This is a genomic window from Thermogemmatispora carboxidivorans (genome assembly GCF_000702505.1).
Classification (GTDB): domain Bacteria; phylum Chloroflexota; class Ktedonobacteria; order Ktedonobacterales; family Ktedonobacteraceae; genus Thermogemmatispora; species Thermogemmatispora carboxidivorans.
The window spans coordinates 5183157-5201573 of record NZ_JNIM01000001.1; the positions used below are offsets into that span (position 1 = coordinate 5183157).

Here is an 18417-nt window from a genome sequence, read left to right on the forward strand (position 1 = left end):
TCTATCGCTTTCGCGCCGTCACCGAGACGAGGGCCCCAGAGGCACAGAAAGCTTCGGTCTCAAGATCACTCTCTGCCTCGGTAAGGAGACTGGCATAGGTGGCTTCGTCACAGCCACTCTGCGCCAGGACGAGGGTCTGTTGCAGGGCCAGGTCTTGCAGTAGGCGCCGAGCGCAGGCCCGGCCCGCGGGATTGTTCCACCCTCCCAGGTCGACAGGATAGAGCCGATAGCGCACTTGCTCAAACCCTTGCTGCCGCAGGAGATGGCCCAGGTGAACGCCGCAGTCGACGAATAGGCCGCTGCTCCCCTCCCTCGCGCTGGCAAAACTGTAACCCAGCGTTTGCCAGGCGGCAATGACAAGGGAACGGAGACGCTGGTAGGCGGCGCTGGAAGAGGGGCCAGCAAGAAAGGCAACTATGTTGATCTGACCACGAAGCTGCAGTACGCGCCGACACTCTTGCAATAAGGTCGGCCAGGCCGTCGGGCGCAGCAGTGGACCCATGAGGAAGAGATGCACCAGATCAAAGAAGTCGGCGGCAAAGGGAATGGGTCCGCTGAGATCGATCTCTGCGATGCTTAGCCGCCGCAAGATGGCGCCATCAAGCTGTTGCCAGCAAGTAGCCAGAGCCTGGGCGCTGGCAAAAAGAGCTACAACGCTGATGGACGGATGAGCACGCGTCAGCGCTTGTGGCCAGGCCAGATCTCCATAGCTCAGGTGCAGGACACGCTTGAGACGCCTGGCATCGATCTCTGGTGGCAGGAGCCCATGCTGGGCGTGATACAGATGCTGTAGCTCCTCCAGCTCTGGAATACTGTATGAGAGTTGCTCTTCAGGGTGGGTGTGCTCCATCACGCGCTGTCCTCTTCCCCAACCAGTACACACTCAGCAGACCATCGCGCAGCTGCGCGCCATTCAGCTCGATCGCAGCGACGCCCCTCTCTCTCGCTTTGACCTCCCTGGCCTGCCCGATCGCTTCTCAGGTCGCTTGCCGCTCATGACCGCGTGAGCAAGGGTCTGGCGGCGCACTCGCTCCTGTTCGACCGGCAGCTGAACAATAATGTACTTTATAAATATGCATTGATAATGACGAGCGAGCCGGCTTCCAGTAACAGGGGGCGCCGGGGAAGCGAGCTAGCGAGCCTGCGAGATTGCTGATTGGCAGAGGTTGACAGGCTGGCTTACGGGGGCTATATGGTTAGAAGATGCACTTCCTTTGAAGCTTCCGCATCGCTACAATGGGCAAGGACAAGGAGCATAGCCATGCAGATCATTCGTTACCGCGCCGCGGACGGTCGCGCGCGCGTGGGGCTGCTCACCGGCGAGGGCGCGGTGCGAGCCTTTCCCGATGCCGGGCAGCGCCTTTCTGACCTCTGGGCCCTGCGCGTCGCCGAGCTGCGTGCCCTGCTGGGCGCGGTAGCGGCGCGCGGTGAGTCGGTGGAGGCCAGACCGCCCTGGCTGGCGCCGATCGACGGTGAGAGCGAGGTCTGGGCAGCAGGTGTGACCTATAAGCGTTCCGAGGAAGCGAGGCGCGAGGAGAGCGCCACGCCTGACATCTATGCGCGTGTCTACACAGCGGAGCGCCCTGAGCTCTTCTTCAAGGCCAATCCACGGCGGGTGGCTGGTCCCGAGGCAGCCATTGCCGTGCGTGCCGATTCCAACTGGGACGTACCTGAACCGGAGCTGACACTCGTCATCAATGCCCACGGGGAGATCGTCGGCTACACCATCGGCAACGACGTCAGCTCCCGCAGCATTGAAGGTGAGAACCCCCTCTATCTTCCCCAGGCCAAGGTCTATGCTGGCAGCTGTGCCCTGGGCCCGGCCATTATCCCGGCCTGGGAGATCCCCGATCCTTACGCCCTGAGCATCGAGCTGACCATCGAGCGCAACGGACAGCTCTGCTGGCAGGGTCACAGCTCGACCGCCGACCTGCGACGTCGTCTGGACGAGCTGGTTGCCTATCTTTTCCGCGAGGATGAGTTTCCCGCCGGCGTCTTTCTCTGCACTGGTACCGCTTTGGTGCCAGAGCAACCTTTTACCCTGCAGGCTGGGGACCTGGTAAGCATCGCGATCAGCGCTCTCGGACGGCTGCGCAACCGGGTGGTACGTGGCCAGCTGGCCCTGAAAGCGGCGAGCGCAGATCTGTGCTGCTGATCCGGTGAGCTGGCCACCGGCTGCAGCGAGATGGCCCATTCAATGGGGACGCCCGAGTGCGCCCTGGCCGGCAGCGACCAGCGATTGGCCTTCACTCACCACCAGATGAACGGCGATGCAGTGCCTATCTTGAGCAGAGACAGAGGAAGGAGTGGTCTCTCTATGACTCTTGAACTACGTTCGTACATCGGCAGCACCTGGCGCGATGGCGTGCGCCTGAGCGACGATCTTAACCCAGCCCATCCGAGCGAGGTGGTGGCGCGGACCTCGCTGGCCGGGGCAGAGTTGGCCGCTGAGGCGGTGCAGGCCGCCCACTCAGCCTTTGCCGCCTGGCGCGCAACGCCAGCGCCAGCGCGGGGCGAGATCCTGCGCAAGGCCGCCGATCTGTTGGAGCAGCGCGCCGAGAGCGTCGGGCGTGACCTGACGCGCGAGGAGGGCAAGACGCTGGCCGAGGCCATTGGGGAAACCAGGCGTGCGGTCTCTATCCTGCGCTACTACGCGGGGCAGACCGTGGAGCCAGACGGGGAAACCTATCCGAGCAGCTCGCGCGTGACCTTCCTCTATGCCCGTCGCGAACCGGTTGGCGTGGTCAGCGTCATTACGCCCTGGAACTTCCCGATTGCCATTCCAGCCTGGAAAATCGCCCCGGCTCTGGCTTATGGTAACACCGTGGTTTGGAAGCCTGCCGAGCTGGTGCCGCTAACGGCGGTCCACTTCACCCAGGCCCTCCTTGATGCTGGCCTGCCGCCTGGTGTCCTTAACCTGGTGCTGGGCAAAGGCTCCGAAGTGGGCGATATCCTGGTGACCCATCCCGCGGTCGATGCGATCACCTTCACCGGCTCTAATGCTGTTGGTCGCGCCCTCCAGCATAAGGCCATCGAGCACGGCAAAAAGGTCCAACTGGAACTGGGCGGCAAAAATCCGGCAGTCGTGCTGGCAGACGCCAATCTCGACGTCGCCGTTGAGCAGGTCGCACGCGGCGCCTTTCTCAGCGCGGGACAAAAGTGCACGGCCACCAGCCGCGTGATTGTCGAGCGGGCCATCCTCCCGGAGTTTCAGGAGCGCCTTGCGGCCCTGGCCCAGAGCTGGAAACTCGGCGACCCGCTGGAGCCTGATACGCGCGTCGGTCCGCTGGTCTCAGAGGATCAGCAGCAGAAGGTGAGCGGTTACCTGCAGCTGGCACACCGCGAAGGGGGGCATTTTCTGGCAGGCGGCGAGCCGACAACGATCAATGGCGAGGGCTATTACATCCGGCCCAGCATCGTCACGGACCTCAACCAGGGCAGCCGTGTTGCTCAGGAGGAAATTTTTGGCCCTGTAGCGGCTCTCCTGCCCGCCGCCTCCTTCGAGGAGGCTGTGGCCCTGGCGAACGCCACTCCCTTCGGGCTATCGGCCAGCCTCTTTACTAATAACCTCTCGCTGGCGCTGCGCTTCGCCTCCGAGATTCAGGCTGGCGTCGTCAAGATCAACCAGGAGTCGGCAGGTCTGGAGTTCCAGGTACCCTTCGGAGGCATGAAAGAGAGCTCCTCCGGCTCCCGCGAGCAGGGGAAGGCAGCACGCGAGTTCTTTACCCAGTGGAAGACCGTCTATATCGACCAGTTGCCCTGAGCTTTCTCTCCTGAGCAGAGCGGGCCACAACCGCCATACGCAAGCCGCCGAAGTGGCTCGCTCGCTCAGGTCAGCGCCAGGATGAATGGCCCTGCAGACTGATCAAGCCGCGCTGAGCGGCCAGAGCCACGGCCTCGGTGCGATTAGTGGCCCCCAGTTTGTTCATGATCGAGCTGACATGAAACTTGGCGGTGCGCTCACTGATGACAAGGCGAGCGGCGATTTCCTTGTTAGGCAGGCCCTGAGCCAGTAGGTGCAGGACCTCCAGTTCACGCTCGGTCAGCGGCTCGTAGGGGTGGGAAGCAGCCTGTGGCCCGCTGCCCTGCTGACTCACCTGGCGCAGCAATTTTGAGGCGACGACTGGTTGCAGGAGTGAGCCACCGCCCATTGTCACCCGAATGGCCTGGAAGATCTCTTCGCGTGGCGCTCCCTTGAGCAGGTAGCCGCTGGCCCCGGCCCGCACCGCATGCAGAATTCGCTCATCGTTATCAAAGGCCGTAAAGACGATCACTCGCGGCTTCGGCTCCAACTCCAGCAAGTGGCGAATAGCCTCGACGCCATCCAAGACGGGCATCTCAAGATCAAGCAACACAATGTCGGGATGCATCTCACGGGCCTGGGCGATAGTTTCCGCCCCATTGGCGGCCTCGGCCACCACAGTCAGATCCGGCTGCGTCTCCAGCACCGCCCGTAAGCCCTCGCGTACGACGGGATGATCATCGGCGAGCAAGATACGAATCGTCATAGCCAGGGGGACCTTTCTTGCTCCTGCCCCTGGTAGGGCAGATAGACGCTAATGGAGGTACCGGAGCCTGGGAGGCTTTCAATGCTGATCTGGGCCCCAAGTAGGTGGGCCCGCTCACTCATGCCAGCCAGCCCGAAGTGACCCGCGCGTGTGTACTCCTGGGCGCGTTCGGGATCAAAGCCCCGCCCATTATCCTGAACCTGGAGCACAATCATCTTATCACGAACGGCCAGCGTGAGTGTGATCTGCTCGGCAGCGGCATGGCGCAGCGCATTGTTGAGGGCCTCCTGAGCGATACGATAGAGGCCGGCTTCGCAATGAGGCGAGAGAGCAGGGAAGCGGCCTGGCTCACCGCCCGGCCCCGGCCCCGGCGGCGGCTCATAGCGATACTCCAGCCGGCTCCTGTTCTCGACGCGCAAGCGCTTGATCAGCAGAGCGAGCGCCTCGGGCAGAGCATGGTTCTGCAGGGGAGCAGCGCGCAGGTCCATCACCGAGCGGCGCGCCTCCTCCAGATTGCTGCGCGCCAGCGCCAGTGCGCGGCGAACAGCGGCCTGGGCCCGCTCGGGCTGTGTAGGAAGCAAAGCATCAGCGGTCTCTAGCTGCAAAGCGATCGCCGCCAGACCTTGAGCCAGGGTATCGTGGATCTCGCGCGCCAGCCGGTTCCGCTCCTCAATGGCAGCCAGGCGAGCCGCGGCGCGCGTATGCTCAGCCGAGAGGCGCGCCCGCTGAATAGCCAGACCGATCTGATCGCCAATAATGTGCAACAGCTGCAGCTCTGCTGAGTGCAACTCACGCCAGTCCTCGCTGGCCACATTCAGCACGCCGAGCGGCGTCTCCCCAACATGGATCGGGACACTGGCATGGAAACGTAGACCCCATGAAGAAGGATCGCCCTCCCGTTCAGCGTTGTGCAAGCGACTGCAGCGCAGGACATTGATATTGGCCGCCCTGGCCAGACTGCCCCCCAGAAACGTATCGAGACAGAGACAACGCCCAGTCATCCGCTCGGGGTGATCAGCGAGATAGGGAGGTAAGGACTGCGAGGCGGCCAGAAACGGCTTCCCCTCCTCGTCAAGCAACCAGACCCAGCCCGTCTTGAGTCCTAGCAGGCGGGTCACCTGGCTTAAGACCTCCTGCAAAGCCTCGCGTACATTCACTTTGCGATTGAGCTGGCCAGCAATGGTATAGAGGATGGCCAGCTCGCGATTACTCCCAAGCAACGAGGAAGCTTCTTCCCCCCCCTCGCTGGCAGCGAGCAGCTCCCCGCTGGCCGGAGCGTGGTGCCGTTCAGAATCCATCATGCTTCCACTTGACTAACCGGCTGGCTGACTGACTGGCCAGCGCAGCATAGACCACCATCCTGCATCTTACCCTGTGGCGAGCAGCTTGAGCCTGCCGCTGTATGGGAGCAGCGGCGTGCCCTGGTCTATCCACCTACAACCAACCAACCAGGAAGGACCTGAGTTCTTCCCTAGTATATCACACCGCTCTGGTCAAAGCCGGCCCCCCCAGGCCCCTCCACAGAGCCAGAGCAGCGGAGCAGCACGCGCCGGGGCCTCAATCAGGCAGGAAGGAAGTGCCTATCAACGGCAGGCCGGCCCGTTATTGCGCGCTCCTCTGCCGGGGACAGGCCTAGGGAGGGCAACAGCGGGCCGGCGCCAGGGGTTGCCAGGGAAAGGTGTCTACCATCACGCAGCGCTGGCTCAGGCAGCCCCGACCGGCAACGACAGGGCATGCTGAGGCTGGGGCGCTGCTTCGCTAAGACCACAGGCCCGGACAAAGGCCGAGAAAACACGCGCACAGGCAGGAACCTGGCCATAGATCTCCTCGGGATGGCACTGAAGGGCCAGAACAAAGCGCCTGGTTGGTACCTCGATCGCCTCCACCACCCCATCCTCAGCACGGGCAGCGATGCGCACCCCTTTGCCCGGCTCCTTGACAGCCTGATGGTGAATACTATTCGCCCAAAACTCACGCTCACCGGCGATGGCCGCCAGGCAGGTCCCCGGCTCGATGAGCACCCGATGGACCACCTGGCTGCGGGGCAAATCCTGATTCATATGGCGCAGACTGCCAGCATATTGACTCCCTAAGTCTTGATAGAGCGTCCCCCCCAAAGCCACATTGAGCAGCTGCAGGCCCCGGCAAATGCCCAAAATCGGCTTCTCCTCCTGCAGAGCCCAATGGGCCAGCGTCAACTCAAACTCATCGAGGGCGGGATCCGTGTCGCCAAGGCATGGATGCGGATCTTCCCCGTAGCGACGCGGCTGAATATCTTGCCCACCAGGCAGGAGCAGCCCATCAAGATGAGCGAGCAGAGCCTCCAGCGAGGAGAGATCATGAACGAGAGGGATAAGCACAGGAACGCCCCCGGCATCCTCAATGGCATGGACATAGGCCCGATTGTTACCGTAGATCGGGCGTTGAGAGCCATGCCGATAAGCCGGATGGCACGGAATGCCGATCAAAGGACGCATGTTCTTGACAGCCTTTCATATAAGATTTCGGGTATGAATAATGAGCGCAATAAAAACAGAAGAAGCGGAACGCTTTTGATGCGTTCCGCTTCAGAGGAGATGCCAGATACTACACAACGAAACGCATCGCTGCGCAACCAATCTTACGAAGCTTCAGCGTTACAAGCCGAAGCTCGCGCATAAGGGTAAGCATAAGCATCTCCATAAGGCCCATAAATGCACAAAAAGTCCGCGAAGCAAGGGTCAGAGCACGCGGACACTGCGGGTAGGAGACGCTCACGTGGTCGCCAGCGATAGCACGTTTCACGTTGTCTACCTCAAAAGACTAACAATGTTGCAGGCTTGTTACTGATGATAGTCTAGTCTTATTATAGGCAAGGCGTCAAGCCTGTTGTGTCATGCTATTACTTCTATGCTACTGGGCTGTGACATCTGGCTGCCTGGGCCGCAGCGGCAGCCTGGGCAGCCAGATGCCCGCTAGCGTAAGCAGAGCCTTGCCTTTGCCGGATTCAGAGACAGGGGGAGCGAAGAGCGTCCCCATCGCTAACTGCCGAAGAGGATCGCCCACCACTGAGACCAGAAACCGCCGCTGGGAGTTGATGGCGCCGGGCGGGGCCTGGCCGTCGGCTGGCTGGATGGCGGACTGACAATCACCACCCGGTGCTCGCCGGGCCGCACATATCCCAGACTCTGGCGAGCTTCGCTTTCTATGACGAAGGGGTCCTTGTAGTAGTCGACCAGCTTCTGCAGCTGATCGTGACGCGCCAGCGTCTGCTCATACTGAGCGCGCGCGGCAGCCTCCTGCTCCAGCAAGCGGCTATTCGACCAGGCCTGGGCGATCGAGCCGAGCAGGAGCGAGAGGCTGATCAGGGCCGTGACCCAGATCAGACCACGTGTAAAGAGGGCGCTCCTCCGCGCCCGGCTGGCCCCTCCCCTTTCTCCAAAGCCCACCGCCGCGGTCACACTAGAGCCGCTGCTATCTTGTCGGGGCATGAGTCGTTTTCTTCTCCTTGGCGTGTACTGCATGGTTGCCTACCTTCTTTCCGGGCGAGTGCCTGGAAAGTTGCTGATGCCTCATAACGAGGCGCATCTACAGCGATGCTCTCTGTCAAAAAAACTGCTGGCGATGCTCGGGCCAGAAGGTATGCTATGTAGAAATAATACACGATCTTACGCTCACGCGCGCTGCAGTGGACAAGAATCATGTGGCAAACACAAGCAAAAATTGGGGTGAGGGGGGACGAGAGACCAGCAGGTCGCCTATTGGGACCACCCTGCTATACTGAACACACAAGCAGAATCAACTTCGTCGAGGAGGATCAGCGGCTATGCTGCCACCCGCGCTAGCACCTGGAGACCAGGCCCCCGCTCGCACTCGTTCGCTTGCCGAAGTCTCGCCGCAGCGCGCTCTGCCCCCCTGCCTAGACTACATCTGGCAGACCTACTTTGCCGACATTCCGCGCGTCAACGAGGTGCAAATCGCCTATTGCCAGCCCTGGAAGCGTCGCCTGGGATTGATCCGCCTCTCGGAAGAGAGCGGTTCCACCTTTATTGGCATCAATCTCCTCTTACAGCATGAACTGGTTCCAGAACAGGTCTTGCTCATCACCATTGCCCACGAGCTGGCTCACTACGCCCACGGCTTCGGTTCGCCCTTGCCACGCCGCTATCGCCATCCACATGCTCATAATGTGGTAAACGATGAACTGGATCGGCGCGGCCTGCACGAAGAGCGTCGCCTCTGCGATGATTGGATTGACAACCAGTGGTTTACGTTTTATGATATGGTCCAACAATCGGGTTGGATAGAGGCCCGGGTCCGGCCTCAGCCACGCTAAGCCTCTGCGGGCCTGGCCGATCCCGCCTCCGCCTCCAATGCCGATCGGATCGATCGATTAAGGGTATGGGAAGCGAGCCGGATCGCTTTGACCCGCGAGGCGCTCGCCTTCTGGGGAGGTTCACCGTCTCTAGCTGCTCGTTCACTCGCTTGTCCATTCGCTCGCTCGGGCGCGCCTCGTTCGCTCAAGCCGCAGCTCCCACTGACTCACTGGCAGGCCAGCCCGTCCTCTGGCTCCACCCTGCACCGCCCGCGCCCCAGCCTGCTCCGGGCCAGAAGAGTCAGGCGGGAAGACAGACAGATAGACAGGCATCAGGCCAGGCAAGCGGGCAGAGAGGGACAGAAGTGGACTGCAGTGGGCAAAAACCAGGGTTAGGGCAGTTGACATTGCTTTGCGCCTGTGGTATAGTGAAGCTGACTCCCCGGACCAGAACCTCCCGGGTTGTCGATCCGTTTCCGGGTCCTGCAACCAAACAAACATTACTTCAGCACAGCAAGCATACGGTCACCACCTGTTCACAGGTTTTCAGAGGCGGAAGCCTGCTATGTACCTGTTCCCACCAGCAGCCTTTATGAAATCTAGGTTCAACCAGAAAGGAGAGGGGGCGTGTTCTTTCCCAAAAGGACATAATTCGCCCAACGCAACGTGAACATCGCTGAGCTAGAGACCAAAACAATCGCAGAGTTGCGCGAGATCGCTCGCGACCTCGAACTTTCCGGCTACACAACCCTCAAAAAACAGGACCTCATTTTCCGGCTTCTTCAGCAGCATACCGAGCAGCAGGGTAACATCTTTAGCGCCGGCGTGCTCGAAATTGTGGAGGATGGCTTCGGCTTCCTGCGCCAGGAACGCTTCCTGCCGGGAAACATGGATGTCTATGTTTCTCAGTCGCAGATCCGCCGCTTCGGCCTGCGCACCGGCGATATGGTGACCGGTCAGGTGCGTCCGCCGAAGGATAACGAGAAGTACTACGGCCTGCTGCGCGTGGAGGCGATCAATGGCATGAACCCGGAAGAGGCGAAACGGCGTCCCCACTTCGATAACCTGACGCCCATCTTCCCCCGCGAGATGTTCGATCTGGAAACTGGTCCTACGAACATCGCCGGTCGCCTCATCAACCTGGTCGCCCCCATCGGTCGCGGTCAGCGTGGTCTGATCGTCTCTCCTCCCAAAGCCGGCAAAACGATGCTCCTGAAGGCCATCGCCAACTCGATCACCGAGAAGTACGATGATGTCCATCTGATGGTGGCCCTCATCGGTGAGCGCCCTGAAGAGGTCACGGATATGAAGCGCTCGGTGAAGGCCGAGGTGATCAGCTCGACCTTCGATGAGCCAACTGAGGCCCATACCCGCGTGGCCGAAATGGTTCTGGAGCGCGCCAAACGCCTGGTCGAGGGCGGGCGCGATGTGGTGGTCTTGCTCGATAGCATCACTCGTCTCAGCCGCGCCTATAACCTGGCTGTCCAGCCCAGTGGCCGTACCCTCACTGGCGGCCTCGATCCCAGTGCGCTCTTCCCGCCTAAGCGCTTCTTCGGCGCCGCTCGCAAGGTCGAGGAGGGTGGTAGCCTGACTATTATCGCTACGGCTCTCATCGATACCGGTAGCCGCATGGACGATGTGATCTACGAGGAGTTCAAGGGTACCGGTAATATGGAGCTGATCCTCAATCGTAAGCTGGCCGAGCGCCGTGTCTTCCCGGCCATCGACATCAGCCTCTCCGGTACGCGCCGCGAGGATCTCCTCCTCGATGAGAAGACGCTGCGCGCCGTGGTGCTGATGCGCAGAATGTTCTCTACCCTGGCGGAGCAGCGCGGCCTGGAGGCAATGGAGGCTCTGCTACAGCAGATGGCTAAGACGCAGAATAATATGGAGTTCCTGGCTACTCTGAATAAGAGTCTCTTGTAGAGAAGCTCAATCAGAGATTCGCTTTCGCGTTTCTGCTTCTCTCTGCCGGCTGGTCACTTCTGCTTCGTCGGCTTTCACCTGTCCGCTTCGTTCGCGTCGCTACGGCATTGCGCTCTGGCAGTGTGGGCACTGTGGGCTTTCTGGCACTGTCGCACCGTCGCAAGGCCTGACTCCTGGCCCCCTCAACAGTGTCCCCTCTGTTCCGACCGGGCCATCCGGTCTCTCTTTCCCACTCTCTTTCTTTCGCCCGCGACGAGGCGAGGTCGGTCGACAGGTCAGACCCCCGGCAGGCTCTGGCTGGCAGGTCAGGTCACTGCTCCCCGCCGCCGCTCACAGCACGGGGTGGAGTCCTCTGCCCGCTCACAATCCAGGTCCTCGCCAGGACCTCCTCCTGCTCGCTCATCGCCTCTCGCTCTCCTCTCGCCTGCACGAGGGCGGCTGATGAGCAACCTGCGTGATGTGAGCGCCAGCGCTGATGGGCACTGCTTCCAGTGGGAGCAGCAGATGCTCTCCGTTCATTTGATGACCGGTGACCCGGCTTCGAGGTCAGGGGGCACTGGTCGGCAGTCGAACCAACAGGGCTGCCCTCTGATCACCCTCGGCCTGTGCTGCCAGGATGAGTGCACTCTGTTGGCTGTCGCTTGAACCGTTGAGGATAATGCTCGTTGGGTAACGTCAGAGAGGAGGCTGGCCTCGCTGACTCAGGTGAGTTCGCCATTGCGCCGGCTGTTCGCGGCTGCTACGCGCCAGTCCGGCCCGCCTGGATCAATCAGGGACCAATAGGAGGAGTTCAGCCTGGCTCGCTCTCCGCAGCGAGCGGCTCCACTTACCAGAAGCCTTCCTCTTCGGACGATAGCCACTCTGTTCGAGGTCGCTTTTGTTGCTTGCTTTCCTCGCCGAGGCTTGTTGATAGCTGATGGTGGCAAGGGGCCTTTGGCTCCCGCTCTCGCAGGCGTTCCGCTTTTTGGAGGTGGCTTTGAGCGCTGAGCGCGGGACGGCGCTGCCAGCAGGCTGGGTCATCCTGCAGCCTGCGGCTGCCGACCACGACCAGCCAGCAAGGGCCTGGCTCCAATCAGGTGCGGCCTTATCCTGCCTATGAACAGGCAGCTGACCGTAGCAGTAAAAAAAGCGCGGCGGGCTGCTTTTCCCGCACAGCGCTCTTTTTATCGTCGCGTTGGGCCGCTGGGAGCGAGAGTCTGATCTGACTCCAACCTGGCTGGAGTTGCCAGGGCAAATTTCCCTACGGCTTGCTTGTGGCTGCTCTCCCGGCGCCCGGCTGCTTCGCTTGCAATCCTCTTCTTTGATTTGAGACCTGGAGGCGGGCGACAGAGAGGCCACTAGAGCTAGAGGGTCACCCGTCGACCACCCGCCGGCATGGTGAAGCGCAGAAAGCCGCCTTGAGCCAGGCGCGTGCAGACGACGGCTACGGTGTAGAGCGCCAGCAGAACGACGGCGGTGCGTAGCTCATCGAGGGCGAACTGGCTCAGGCTGAGATGCGCCTCTCCGCTGGCAAAGAAGCGCCAGAGGGCTGGACCTTGCTGCACTCCTCCAAGAGCGTTGACGGCCAGTCCAAGCGTGAGCGAGACCACCAGGTCGATCAGGAAACAGAGGCCAGCCAGGAGCGGACCGAGCAGCCAGAAGCGCCGGCTCATGCGTTCACGCCTGGTCGACTGGATACGATAGGTTGCCCAGATAGGACCACCCAGGTACTGCAAGAAGAGGAAGAGAAGAGGCAGCAGCACAAACAGCCAGTCGGGGAAGACCTGTGGACTGATCAAGGCCCCCAGGCGCCCAAGCGTGTAGATCACGAGCGCCTCGATTACACCGCGCCGATAGCTGGTCTTGAAGAAGAGGCGTGGCTCCTTCTTCTGCGGCCTCTTTTGAGTTGGAGCAGAGGTTTCAGTGGCAGCCACAGCTCCCACCACCACAGCTGCAGCTCCCGCCGGCGCTGGCGGAGAACTCTCCCGAACCTACGGCTGTTGCCGTTCCAACGCGCTGCGTTGCGAAGACCGAGAGCAGGCGCCTGACGTTCTCGCTCCCGCACTGGGCACAGGCCACGTCGTCAGCCTGCTGGTGGCTGACCAGGAGTTCGAAGTGGGATTTGCAATCACCACAGCGATATTCGTACAATGGCATGAGAAGCGACCTCCGCGTTGTTCCACAAAGAGAGGAGCAATCAATAATGCCACTCCTAATTGTAAGAGAGGCTTGAATAAGCGTCAAGAATAGCTGGTCAGGAGGGGTTTGTTTGTTATGGCTCTGAGAATAGGCATCGTCGGTCTGCCGCAGAGCGGCAAGACGTCGCTTTTTAACGCCCTGACGGGCGCTCAGGCGCCTATTAGCGGCTATGCGACCAGGACGGTGCAGGCCAATACGGCTGTGGTTCAGGTGCCCGATCCGCGTTTGAAGCCGCTGGCGGAGATTTTTAAGCCCAAGAAGGTGACCTATGCGACGGTGGAATTCGTCGATGTGGCCGGCATGGGTCAACAGGACGAAGAGGCCCGTAAAGGGGGCCTGAGCGCCGAGTTTCTGGGACATATCCGCAATGCCGACGCACTGGCTATTGTGCTGCGCACCTTTGCGAACGAAAATGTGCCTCACCCGCTCGGCGGCATCGATCCATTGCGCGATCTGGAGCAGCTCGATAGCGAGCTGGCGCTAACCGACCTGGCCACTGTCGAGCGTCGTAGCGAGCGCACTGCCAAGGCAGCCAAGTCGGGCGAGAAGAAATATCAGCAAGAGCTGGCGCTACTGACGCGCTTGCAGGAGGCGCTCAGCAATGGCATACCGGTGCGCCGTCTGGAGCTGAATGCCCAGGAGCAGGCTCTTGTCAAGGAGCTGTTCCTGTTGACGATGAAGCCACGTATGTATGTGCTGAACGTGAGCGAGGATCTGCTTGCTGAGGCCGCGACCTTGCTGGCGGAGATCCACCAGGGGGGGGAGCCAGCTCTGGCGAGCCTGACCGGCGAGCTGCACGGCGTGGCGGCGGTGGCGCTGCGGGCACGCTCTGAGGAGGCCGAGACGGTAGCGGTCTCCGCCCGCCTGGAGGCGGAGCTGAGCGAGCTGGCGCCCGAGGAGGCCGCCGAGTACCTGGCCTCGCTTGGCCTGCCAAGGCTGGGAGCGGAGCGCGTGATTCAGGTCGGCTATCGCTTGCTGAATTTGATTACGTTCCTGACGGTCGGCGAGGATGAGGTGCGCGCCTGGACGGTGACGAAAGGGGCGAAGGCCCCCGAGGCCGCCGGCAAGATCCATTCGGATATCGAGCGCGGTTTTATTCGCGCCGAGATTACCCATTTCGACGATTTTATGGCCTGCGGTGGCTCTTTCGCTGCAGCGGCTCGCAAGGGCTTGCAGCGGCTTGAAGGGAAGGATTATGTGATCCAGGACGGCGATATCGCTCACTTCCGCTTCAATGTGGGGCGCTGAGGTGAGAGCTGGCCTGGCTCTGGCTCCGCCCACCGCTCGCCGGCTCAATCAGTTCTTCTGCCAGGAGGAAGGGTATGACTTCTACTGAGCAAGATGTTTTGAAGTTGGAAATCGATGAGTTGGTACCGGATATGGTGGCCCTGCGACGCGATCTGCACCAGCATCCCGAACTAGCCTTTGAGGAGGTTCGCACCTCCGGGATCGTGGCAGGCCGTCTGCGTGCACTCGGGTTGGAGGTGCAGACCGGCATCGCTCAGACCGGCGTGGTCGGTCTGCTGCGCGGGACCGCCGGTGAGGGCGGGCGCACGCTGGCGATCCGCGCCGATATGGATGCGCTGCCCATCCATGAATTGAATGAGGTCGACTATCGCTCAACGGTCGAGGGTAAGATGCACGCTTGCGGCCACGACGGGCATGTCTCGATTGCTCTGGCGGTGGCAGCCCTCTTGAGTCGTCACCGCGATCGCTTGAAAGGCACGGTTAAGTTTGTCTTTCAGCCAGCCGAGGAGGTGATCGGGGGGGCCGCGCCGATGGTGCAGGCTGGAGTGATGGAGGGCGTGGATGGGGTGATTGGTTTGCACCTCTTCAGCGGCCACCCGGTCGGGCGCGTGGGAGTGCGCAGCGGCCCAATCTTTGCCGCCGCTGATCGCCTGGAGCTGCGCGTCAAGGGCAAGGGCGGCCATGCCGCGATGCCCGAGGGAACAATCGATCCGGTAGTGATCGCTTCGCAGATTATTCTCGCTCTCCAGACCCTGATCAGTCGCGAGACCTCGCCTTTCGAGCGGGCCGTGTTGACCATCGCCAGCGTTCACGCCGGCTCGGCTTTCAATATTATTCCCGAGGAGGCGGTCCTACAGGGAACGCTACGTACCTTTGATGAGGGATATCGTCAGCGGCTGCTCGAGCGCTTGCGTGAGATGGCGCAGGGCATTGCCGCCGCCCATCGGGGAAGCTGCGAGGTCGAGGTGGCCGACGGCTGTCTGGCCTGCATCAATGATCCGGCAATGACCGAGGTGGTGCACCGGGCAGCGGAGGCCGCGGTCGGTTCCGAGCGGGTCGACAGCGACGAGCGTGTGATGACGACCGGCAGCGATGATATGGCCTATTTTCTGCATGCGGTGCCTGGCTGCTACTTTATCGTCGGGGCCCGCAATGAGGCCAAGGGCGCCGTCTACCCTCACCATCACCCACACTTCAACATCGATGAGGAGGCCCTGCCAGTGGCCGTGGAGGTGCTGACGCGCACGGCGCTTGATTATCTCCATCCCTGACGCCTCGCGTTGCGGTGAGTCGCACCCACCCGGCAATGGCCAGCGTGCAGGCGGCTGGGCGTCGGCTGAGCGGCCTAGTGAGCTGGCTCGCCTCCGCTCAGCAGCTCTGCACGCTTCTCGCGTAAATAGTGCGCCAGGAGAGCGGGGTCCTCTTTCTGCAGAGCACGCTCCTTCAGCTCGGCCAGGACCTGCCCCCAGGCTTCTTTCGCTGGCAGATAGCGGCTGTCCTGCCCAAGTAGCTCGGCAAAGATGCGTCGCTCCAGTTCGTGCCAGGTGGAGCGATCGCGCCCGTCCAAACCTTCGCCGTCCAGCAGATAATCACGGTCGCTGGTATTGTTTTCGACGCGGGCGTGCAGCGGCTGAAAAGAGGAGCGCAGCAGTTCCTCCATGCGCTGCAGGTCAAGGGCGTCGGTGTCAAAGGCGAGCGTTCCTAGCAGCTGGACCTGCACGACGGGGCGCCGCCGTTCTTCGGCTCCCGTATAGCGAGGTCCTTCGCGCTGGCAAAACTCGCTGAGCCGGGCATAGATGGCTTCAGGGGTTGTCAGGCCATCGACGCGCAGATCATGGCGGACGAAGGGGCGGCGGCTGTTGACCAGGTGAGTGGCCCGATGATAGCAAGGGCGCTCTGGCCTCCCCGCAGGCTGGGCGTCGCCAGTGTCGATTTCCACAAAGTAGTAGCCTCGTTCCTGCCACTGAGCCTCTTCGGCGCTCCAGGTCTCGGGCGAGCCTGGGTTGTAGATCCAATCCTCAAATTCGTAGGGCTTGTGGATGTGTCCCAGGGCCACGTAATCGATATAGGGACGCAGACGCTGAAAGTGGCTCAGCGAGGGTAGCCCCTGCAATCGTGGCACTACCCCTTCGATGCCAGTGTGCATGACAAGCAAGCGATATTCGAGGCCGGCAGCCTCTGCGCGGCTATGCTCGTCAGCCAGGGCTTCGGCCAGCCCTTCCAGGCAGCGCAGGGTCGCTGATCCTTGCCAGGGCAGGCCATAGACGCGCAGTCGCCCTTCTAGCAGGTCGACATGCGAGCCAAGCATGGTCTGCCTGCTCCAGGGAGCGATGACCGGCGCGCCTCCTCTCATCTGCGGAGCCAGCAGAGTCAAATAGCCCTGATGGCAGAGAAATTGCAGCCAGGAGACGCCATCGCGGTAATAGCTGCGGTCGTGGTTGCCTTCGACGGCAATCACTGGGATGTTGTGCTCTCGCAAACGCCGCAGTCCCTCGATGGCCTGGAGCAGGGTGCGGGCATCGATGGAGCGTTTATTGAAGAGATCGCCCGCAATGACGACAAAGTCAACCTGACGCCGCACCGCCTCGTCCATGATCTCCCAGAAGGCGCGGGCAAAGTCGTTGAAGCGCTCGCTGACGCCGTATTGCTCATACCCCAGGTGAATATCGGCGACGTGAATGAAGGATGCTCGCACGCTGATGAGTCCTCCCTAGGCTGCTTGCTTTCTGGGCAGCCGCCCCTTGAGCTGGTTATGTTTGAAGAAGTTCAGGCTTAGGCCAGCAGACGCAGATCAGGCGGGCCCGGTCATCATAGCTCGAATGGCCGCCGCGACGAGAATCAGGGTCGCAATGCTGAAGATGAGCACATCGCGCCGGACATTTTTCCCGCTGGAGCTGTAGGTGAGGGCGACGGGCAGGATGAAGACAACAATGGCTCCATAGACATAATGGAGCCAGTAGAGGCCCGTGCCGGTTCCAGGACGCAGCCCCATGATGACCATGATGATTCCGAGCAGGCCCTGCAGAGCCCCGACGCAGCCTGTGACAATCAGGGCAATGCGCCAGGCCGGATTGAGGGTCTCGGTCCGCTTGGTGAAGAAGAGGACAAAGCCCCAGATGGTTGTGATCGCGCCTGTCGCCACGACCAGAAACTGATTCCAATAGTGGAGTGTGATGAAAACCTGTGCCATTGTATGCCTAGCGCAACCGTTGGATCACCAGAGCAGACCGGTGGTTGGACCTGGGGATCGGATCAGCCCGGTGAGGCCATCGGCGGTTGCGTCCTTTCATAAGCTTCTTGTTGTGATGGTGCAAAGTGGACGGGGAGACTCGACTTGCCCTAACTATAGCGCGCCTGGCCTGCGAAAAACAAGAGTGGAGCTGAGGCTGGAACGCTGCCGGGAACTTTCGAGCGGCTCCCACGTCCCTTCGAGAGCAGGGATCGCGCTCTTCTCGACCCAAGAGCGAGTAGGAAAAGATGGGGAGATCATTCTCAGCGACGCCACGGCCCTTTTGATCGTGCCCTCGGCACCGCGTCCGGCAGCCAGCTAGAGCTGTCGCATCGTGACGATGGAGCGATCGCTATCGCGTTGCCGGCTGCCGTGCCGAGGGTGAGACTCTCTTCTTGCCCAGGCGTTTAAACTCGCCGGCGGGCCCCAGGTCTCTGACGCCGCTTCACTGCTGAGCTGGCAGGAGCGAGGCGAGCGTCCGGGCATAGACTCGATAAGTCTCTTCGCCGTAGAGCACCAGCATGACCCGCTTGAGCGAGGTCGGCTTCTGCAGATGAGTAATGATGGTGCGCAGGGCAATGGGGGCGGCCTCGTCTAGCGGATAGCCGTAGGCGCCAGTGCTGAGCGAGGGAAAGGCGATACTCTGCAGGCCATACTGTTCGGCCAGGTCGAGGCAGCGCTGATAAGCGCCGGCTAGCAGGCGAGGGGCCTCACGCTCGACCCCATAGATAGGGCCAACGGCGTGAAAGACGTATTTCGCCCGCAGTCGCCCTGCCGTGGTCACCACGGCGCTCCCGGTGGGGCAGCCGCCAATCTTGCGGCACTCTTCCATGATCTGTGGACCACCAGCGCGATGAATGGCTCCGTCGACTCCGCCGCCTCCGGCCAGGGCCGAGTTGGCCGCGTTCACAATGGCATCCGCTTCTACTTCGACGATGTTGCCCTGCATCAGGGCGAGGGTCACACCGTTGATGATCCGCGTTTCACGTTGCTCTAGCATGTGATCACCCCTTCTCTCGTCGTGCCAGCAGGCA

Annotated in this window: 17 protein-coding genes; 7 read left to right on the forward strand and 10 right to left on the reverse strand. The window is 61.5% G+C overall.

Going from position 1 to position 18417, the window contains the following annotated elements:
• Window position 1: 1 nt before the first annotated feature.
• Window positions 2–850, reverse strand: coding sequence for a methyltransferase domain-containing protein (locus N688_RS20420; RefSeq protein ID WP_052891004.1), 849 nt, complete (start codon window positions 848–850; stop codon window positions 2–4).
• A 411-nt stretch (window positions 851–1261) separates the two neighbouring features.
• On the opposite strand from N688_RS20420, the gene N688_RS20425 reads away from it, so the two are divergent.
• Entirely contained in the window at window positions 1262–2155 is an 894-nt protein-coding gene (locus N688_RS20425; protein WP_052891005.1) for a fumarylacetoacetate hydrolase family protein, read from the forward strand.
• Window positions 2156–2317: 162 nt separating this feature from the next.
• Window positions 2318–3763, forward strand: coding sequence for an aldehyde dehydrogenase family protein (locus N688_RS20430; protein WP_052891006.1), 1446 nt, complete (start codon window positions 2318–2320; stop codon window positions 3761–3763).
• Window positions 3764–3833: 70 nt separating this feature from the next.
• Here N688_RS20430 and N688_RS20435 read toward each other — a convergent pair whose 3' ends face one another.
• From N688_RS20435 to N688_RS20450, 4 genes are all read right to left on the reverse strand, one after another.
• The gene (locus N688_RS20435; RefSeq protein WP_052891007.1) at window positions 3834–4508 is read right to left on the reverse strand and encodes a response regulator; all 675 of its coding nucleotides are present in this window, start codon (window positions 4506–4508) and stop codon (window positions 3834–3836) included.
• Complete coding sequence (locus tag N688_RS20440; RefSeq protein WP_081839074.1) at window positions 4505–5809, reverse strand: GAF domain-containing sensor histidine kinase; 1305 nt, start codon at window positions 5807–5809, stop codon at window positions 4505–4507. The genes N688_RS20435 and N688_RS20440 overlap by 4 nt, the downstream gene beginning before the upstream one ends.
• 402 nt (window positions 5810–6211) lie before the next feature.
• Window positions 6212–6985, reverse strand: coding sequence for a gamma-glutamyl-gamma-aminobutyrate hydrolase family protein (locus N688_RS20445; RefSeq protein WP_052891009.1), 774 nt, complete (start codon window positions 6983–6985; stop codon window positions 6212–6214).
• Window positions 6986–7528: 543 nt separating this feature from the next.
• Complete coding sequence (locus N688_RS20450; RefSeq protein ID WP_052891010.1) at window positions 7529–7978, reverse strand: FtsB family cell division protein; 450 nt, start codon at window positions 7976–7978, stop codon at window positions 7529–7531.
• 335 nt (window positions 7979–8313) lie between these two features.
• On the opposite strand from N688_RS20450, the gene N688_RS20455 reads away from it, so the two are divergent.
• From N688_RS20455 to N688_RS20470, 3 genes are all read left to right on the forward strand, one after another.
• A complete protein-coding gene (locus N688_RS20455) occupies window positions 8314–8823 on the forward strand; it encodes a hypothetical protein (RefSeq protein WP_052891011.1) in 510 nt (169 codons plus the stop codon).
• Between the two features lie 645 nt (window positions 8824–9468).
• Window positions 9469–10728 (forward strand): transcription termination factor Rho, encoded by a 1260-nt coding sequence (gene rho / locus N688_RS20465; protein ID WP_052891013.1) that lies wholly within the window; start codon window positions 9469–9471, stop codon window positions 10726–10728.
• 441 nt (window positions 10729–11169) lie between these two features.
• On the forward strand, window positions 11170–11373 hold the full coding sequence (locus tag N688_RS20470) for a hypothetical protein (protein ID WP_052891014.1): 204 nt from the start codon (window positions 11170–11172) through the stop codon (window positions 11371–11373).
• Between the two features lie 698 nt (window positions 11374–12071).
• On the opposite strand, the gene N688_RS20475 is transcribed toward N688_RS20470, so the two are convergent.
• Entirely contained in the window at window positions 12072–12641 is a 570-nt protein-coding gene (locus N688_RS20475; RefSeq protein WP_156025564.1) for a hypothetical protein, read from the reverse strand.
• Complete coding sequence (locus N688_RS22525; protein WP_081839076.1) at window positions 12628–12864, reverse strand: FmdB family zinc ribbon protein; 237 nt, start codon at window positions 12862–12864, stop codon at window positions 12628–12630. The genes N688_RS20475 and N688_RS22525 overlap by 14 nt, the downstream gene beginning before the upstream one ends.
• 117 nt (window positions 12865–12981) lie before the next feature.
• On the opposite strand from N688_RS22525, the gene N688_RS20480 reads away from it, so the two are divergent.
• Window positions 12982–14154 (forward strand): redox-regulated ATPase YchF, encoded by a 1173-nt coding sequence (locus N688_RS20480; protein ID WP_052891016.1) that lies wholly within the window; start codon window positions 12982–12984, stop codon window positions 14152–14154.
• 74 nt (window positions 14155–14228) lie between these two features.
• Window positions 14229–15425 (forward strand): M20 metallopeptidase family protein, encoded by a 1197-nt coding sequence (locus tag N688_RS20485; RefSeq protein ID WP_202901982.1) that lies wholly within the window; start codon window positions 14229–14231, stop codon window positions 15423–15425.
• 74 nt (window positions 15426–15499) lie between these two features.
• Here the strand turns inward: N688_RS20485 and N688_RS20490 are convergent, their stop codons facing one another.
• The 3 genes from N688_RS20490 to N688_RS20500 form a co-directional block, all read right to left on the reverse strand.
• On the reverse strand, window positions 15500–16849 hold the full coding sequence (locus N688_RS20490; RefSeq protein ID WP_052891017.1) for a metallophosphoesterase family protein: 1350 nt from the start codon (window positions 16847–16849) through the stop codon (window positions 15500–15502).
• 96 nt (window positions 16850–16945) lie between these two features.
• Complete coding sequence (locus N688_RS20495; protein WP_052891018.1) at window positions 16946–17344, reverse strand: hypothetical protein; 399 nt, start codon at window positions 17342–17344, stop codon at window positions 16946–16948.
• A 484-nt stretch (window positions 17345–17828) separates the two neighbouring features.
• On the reverse strand, window positions 17829–18383 hold the full coding sequence (locus tag N688_RS20500; RefSeq protein WP_052891019.1) for an O-acetyl-ADP-ribose deacetylase: 555 nt from the start codon (window positions 18381–18383) through the stop codon (window positions 17829–17831).
• Window positions 18384–18417: the final 34 nt, after the last annotated feature.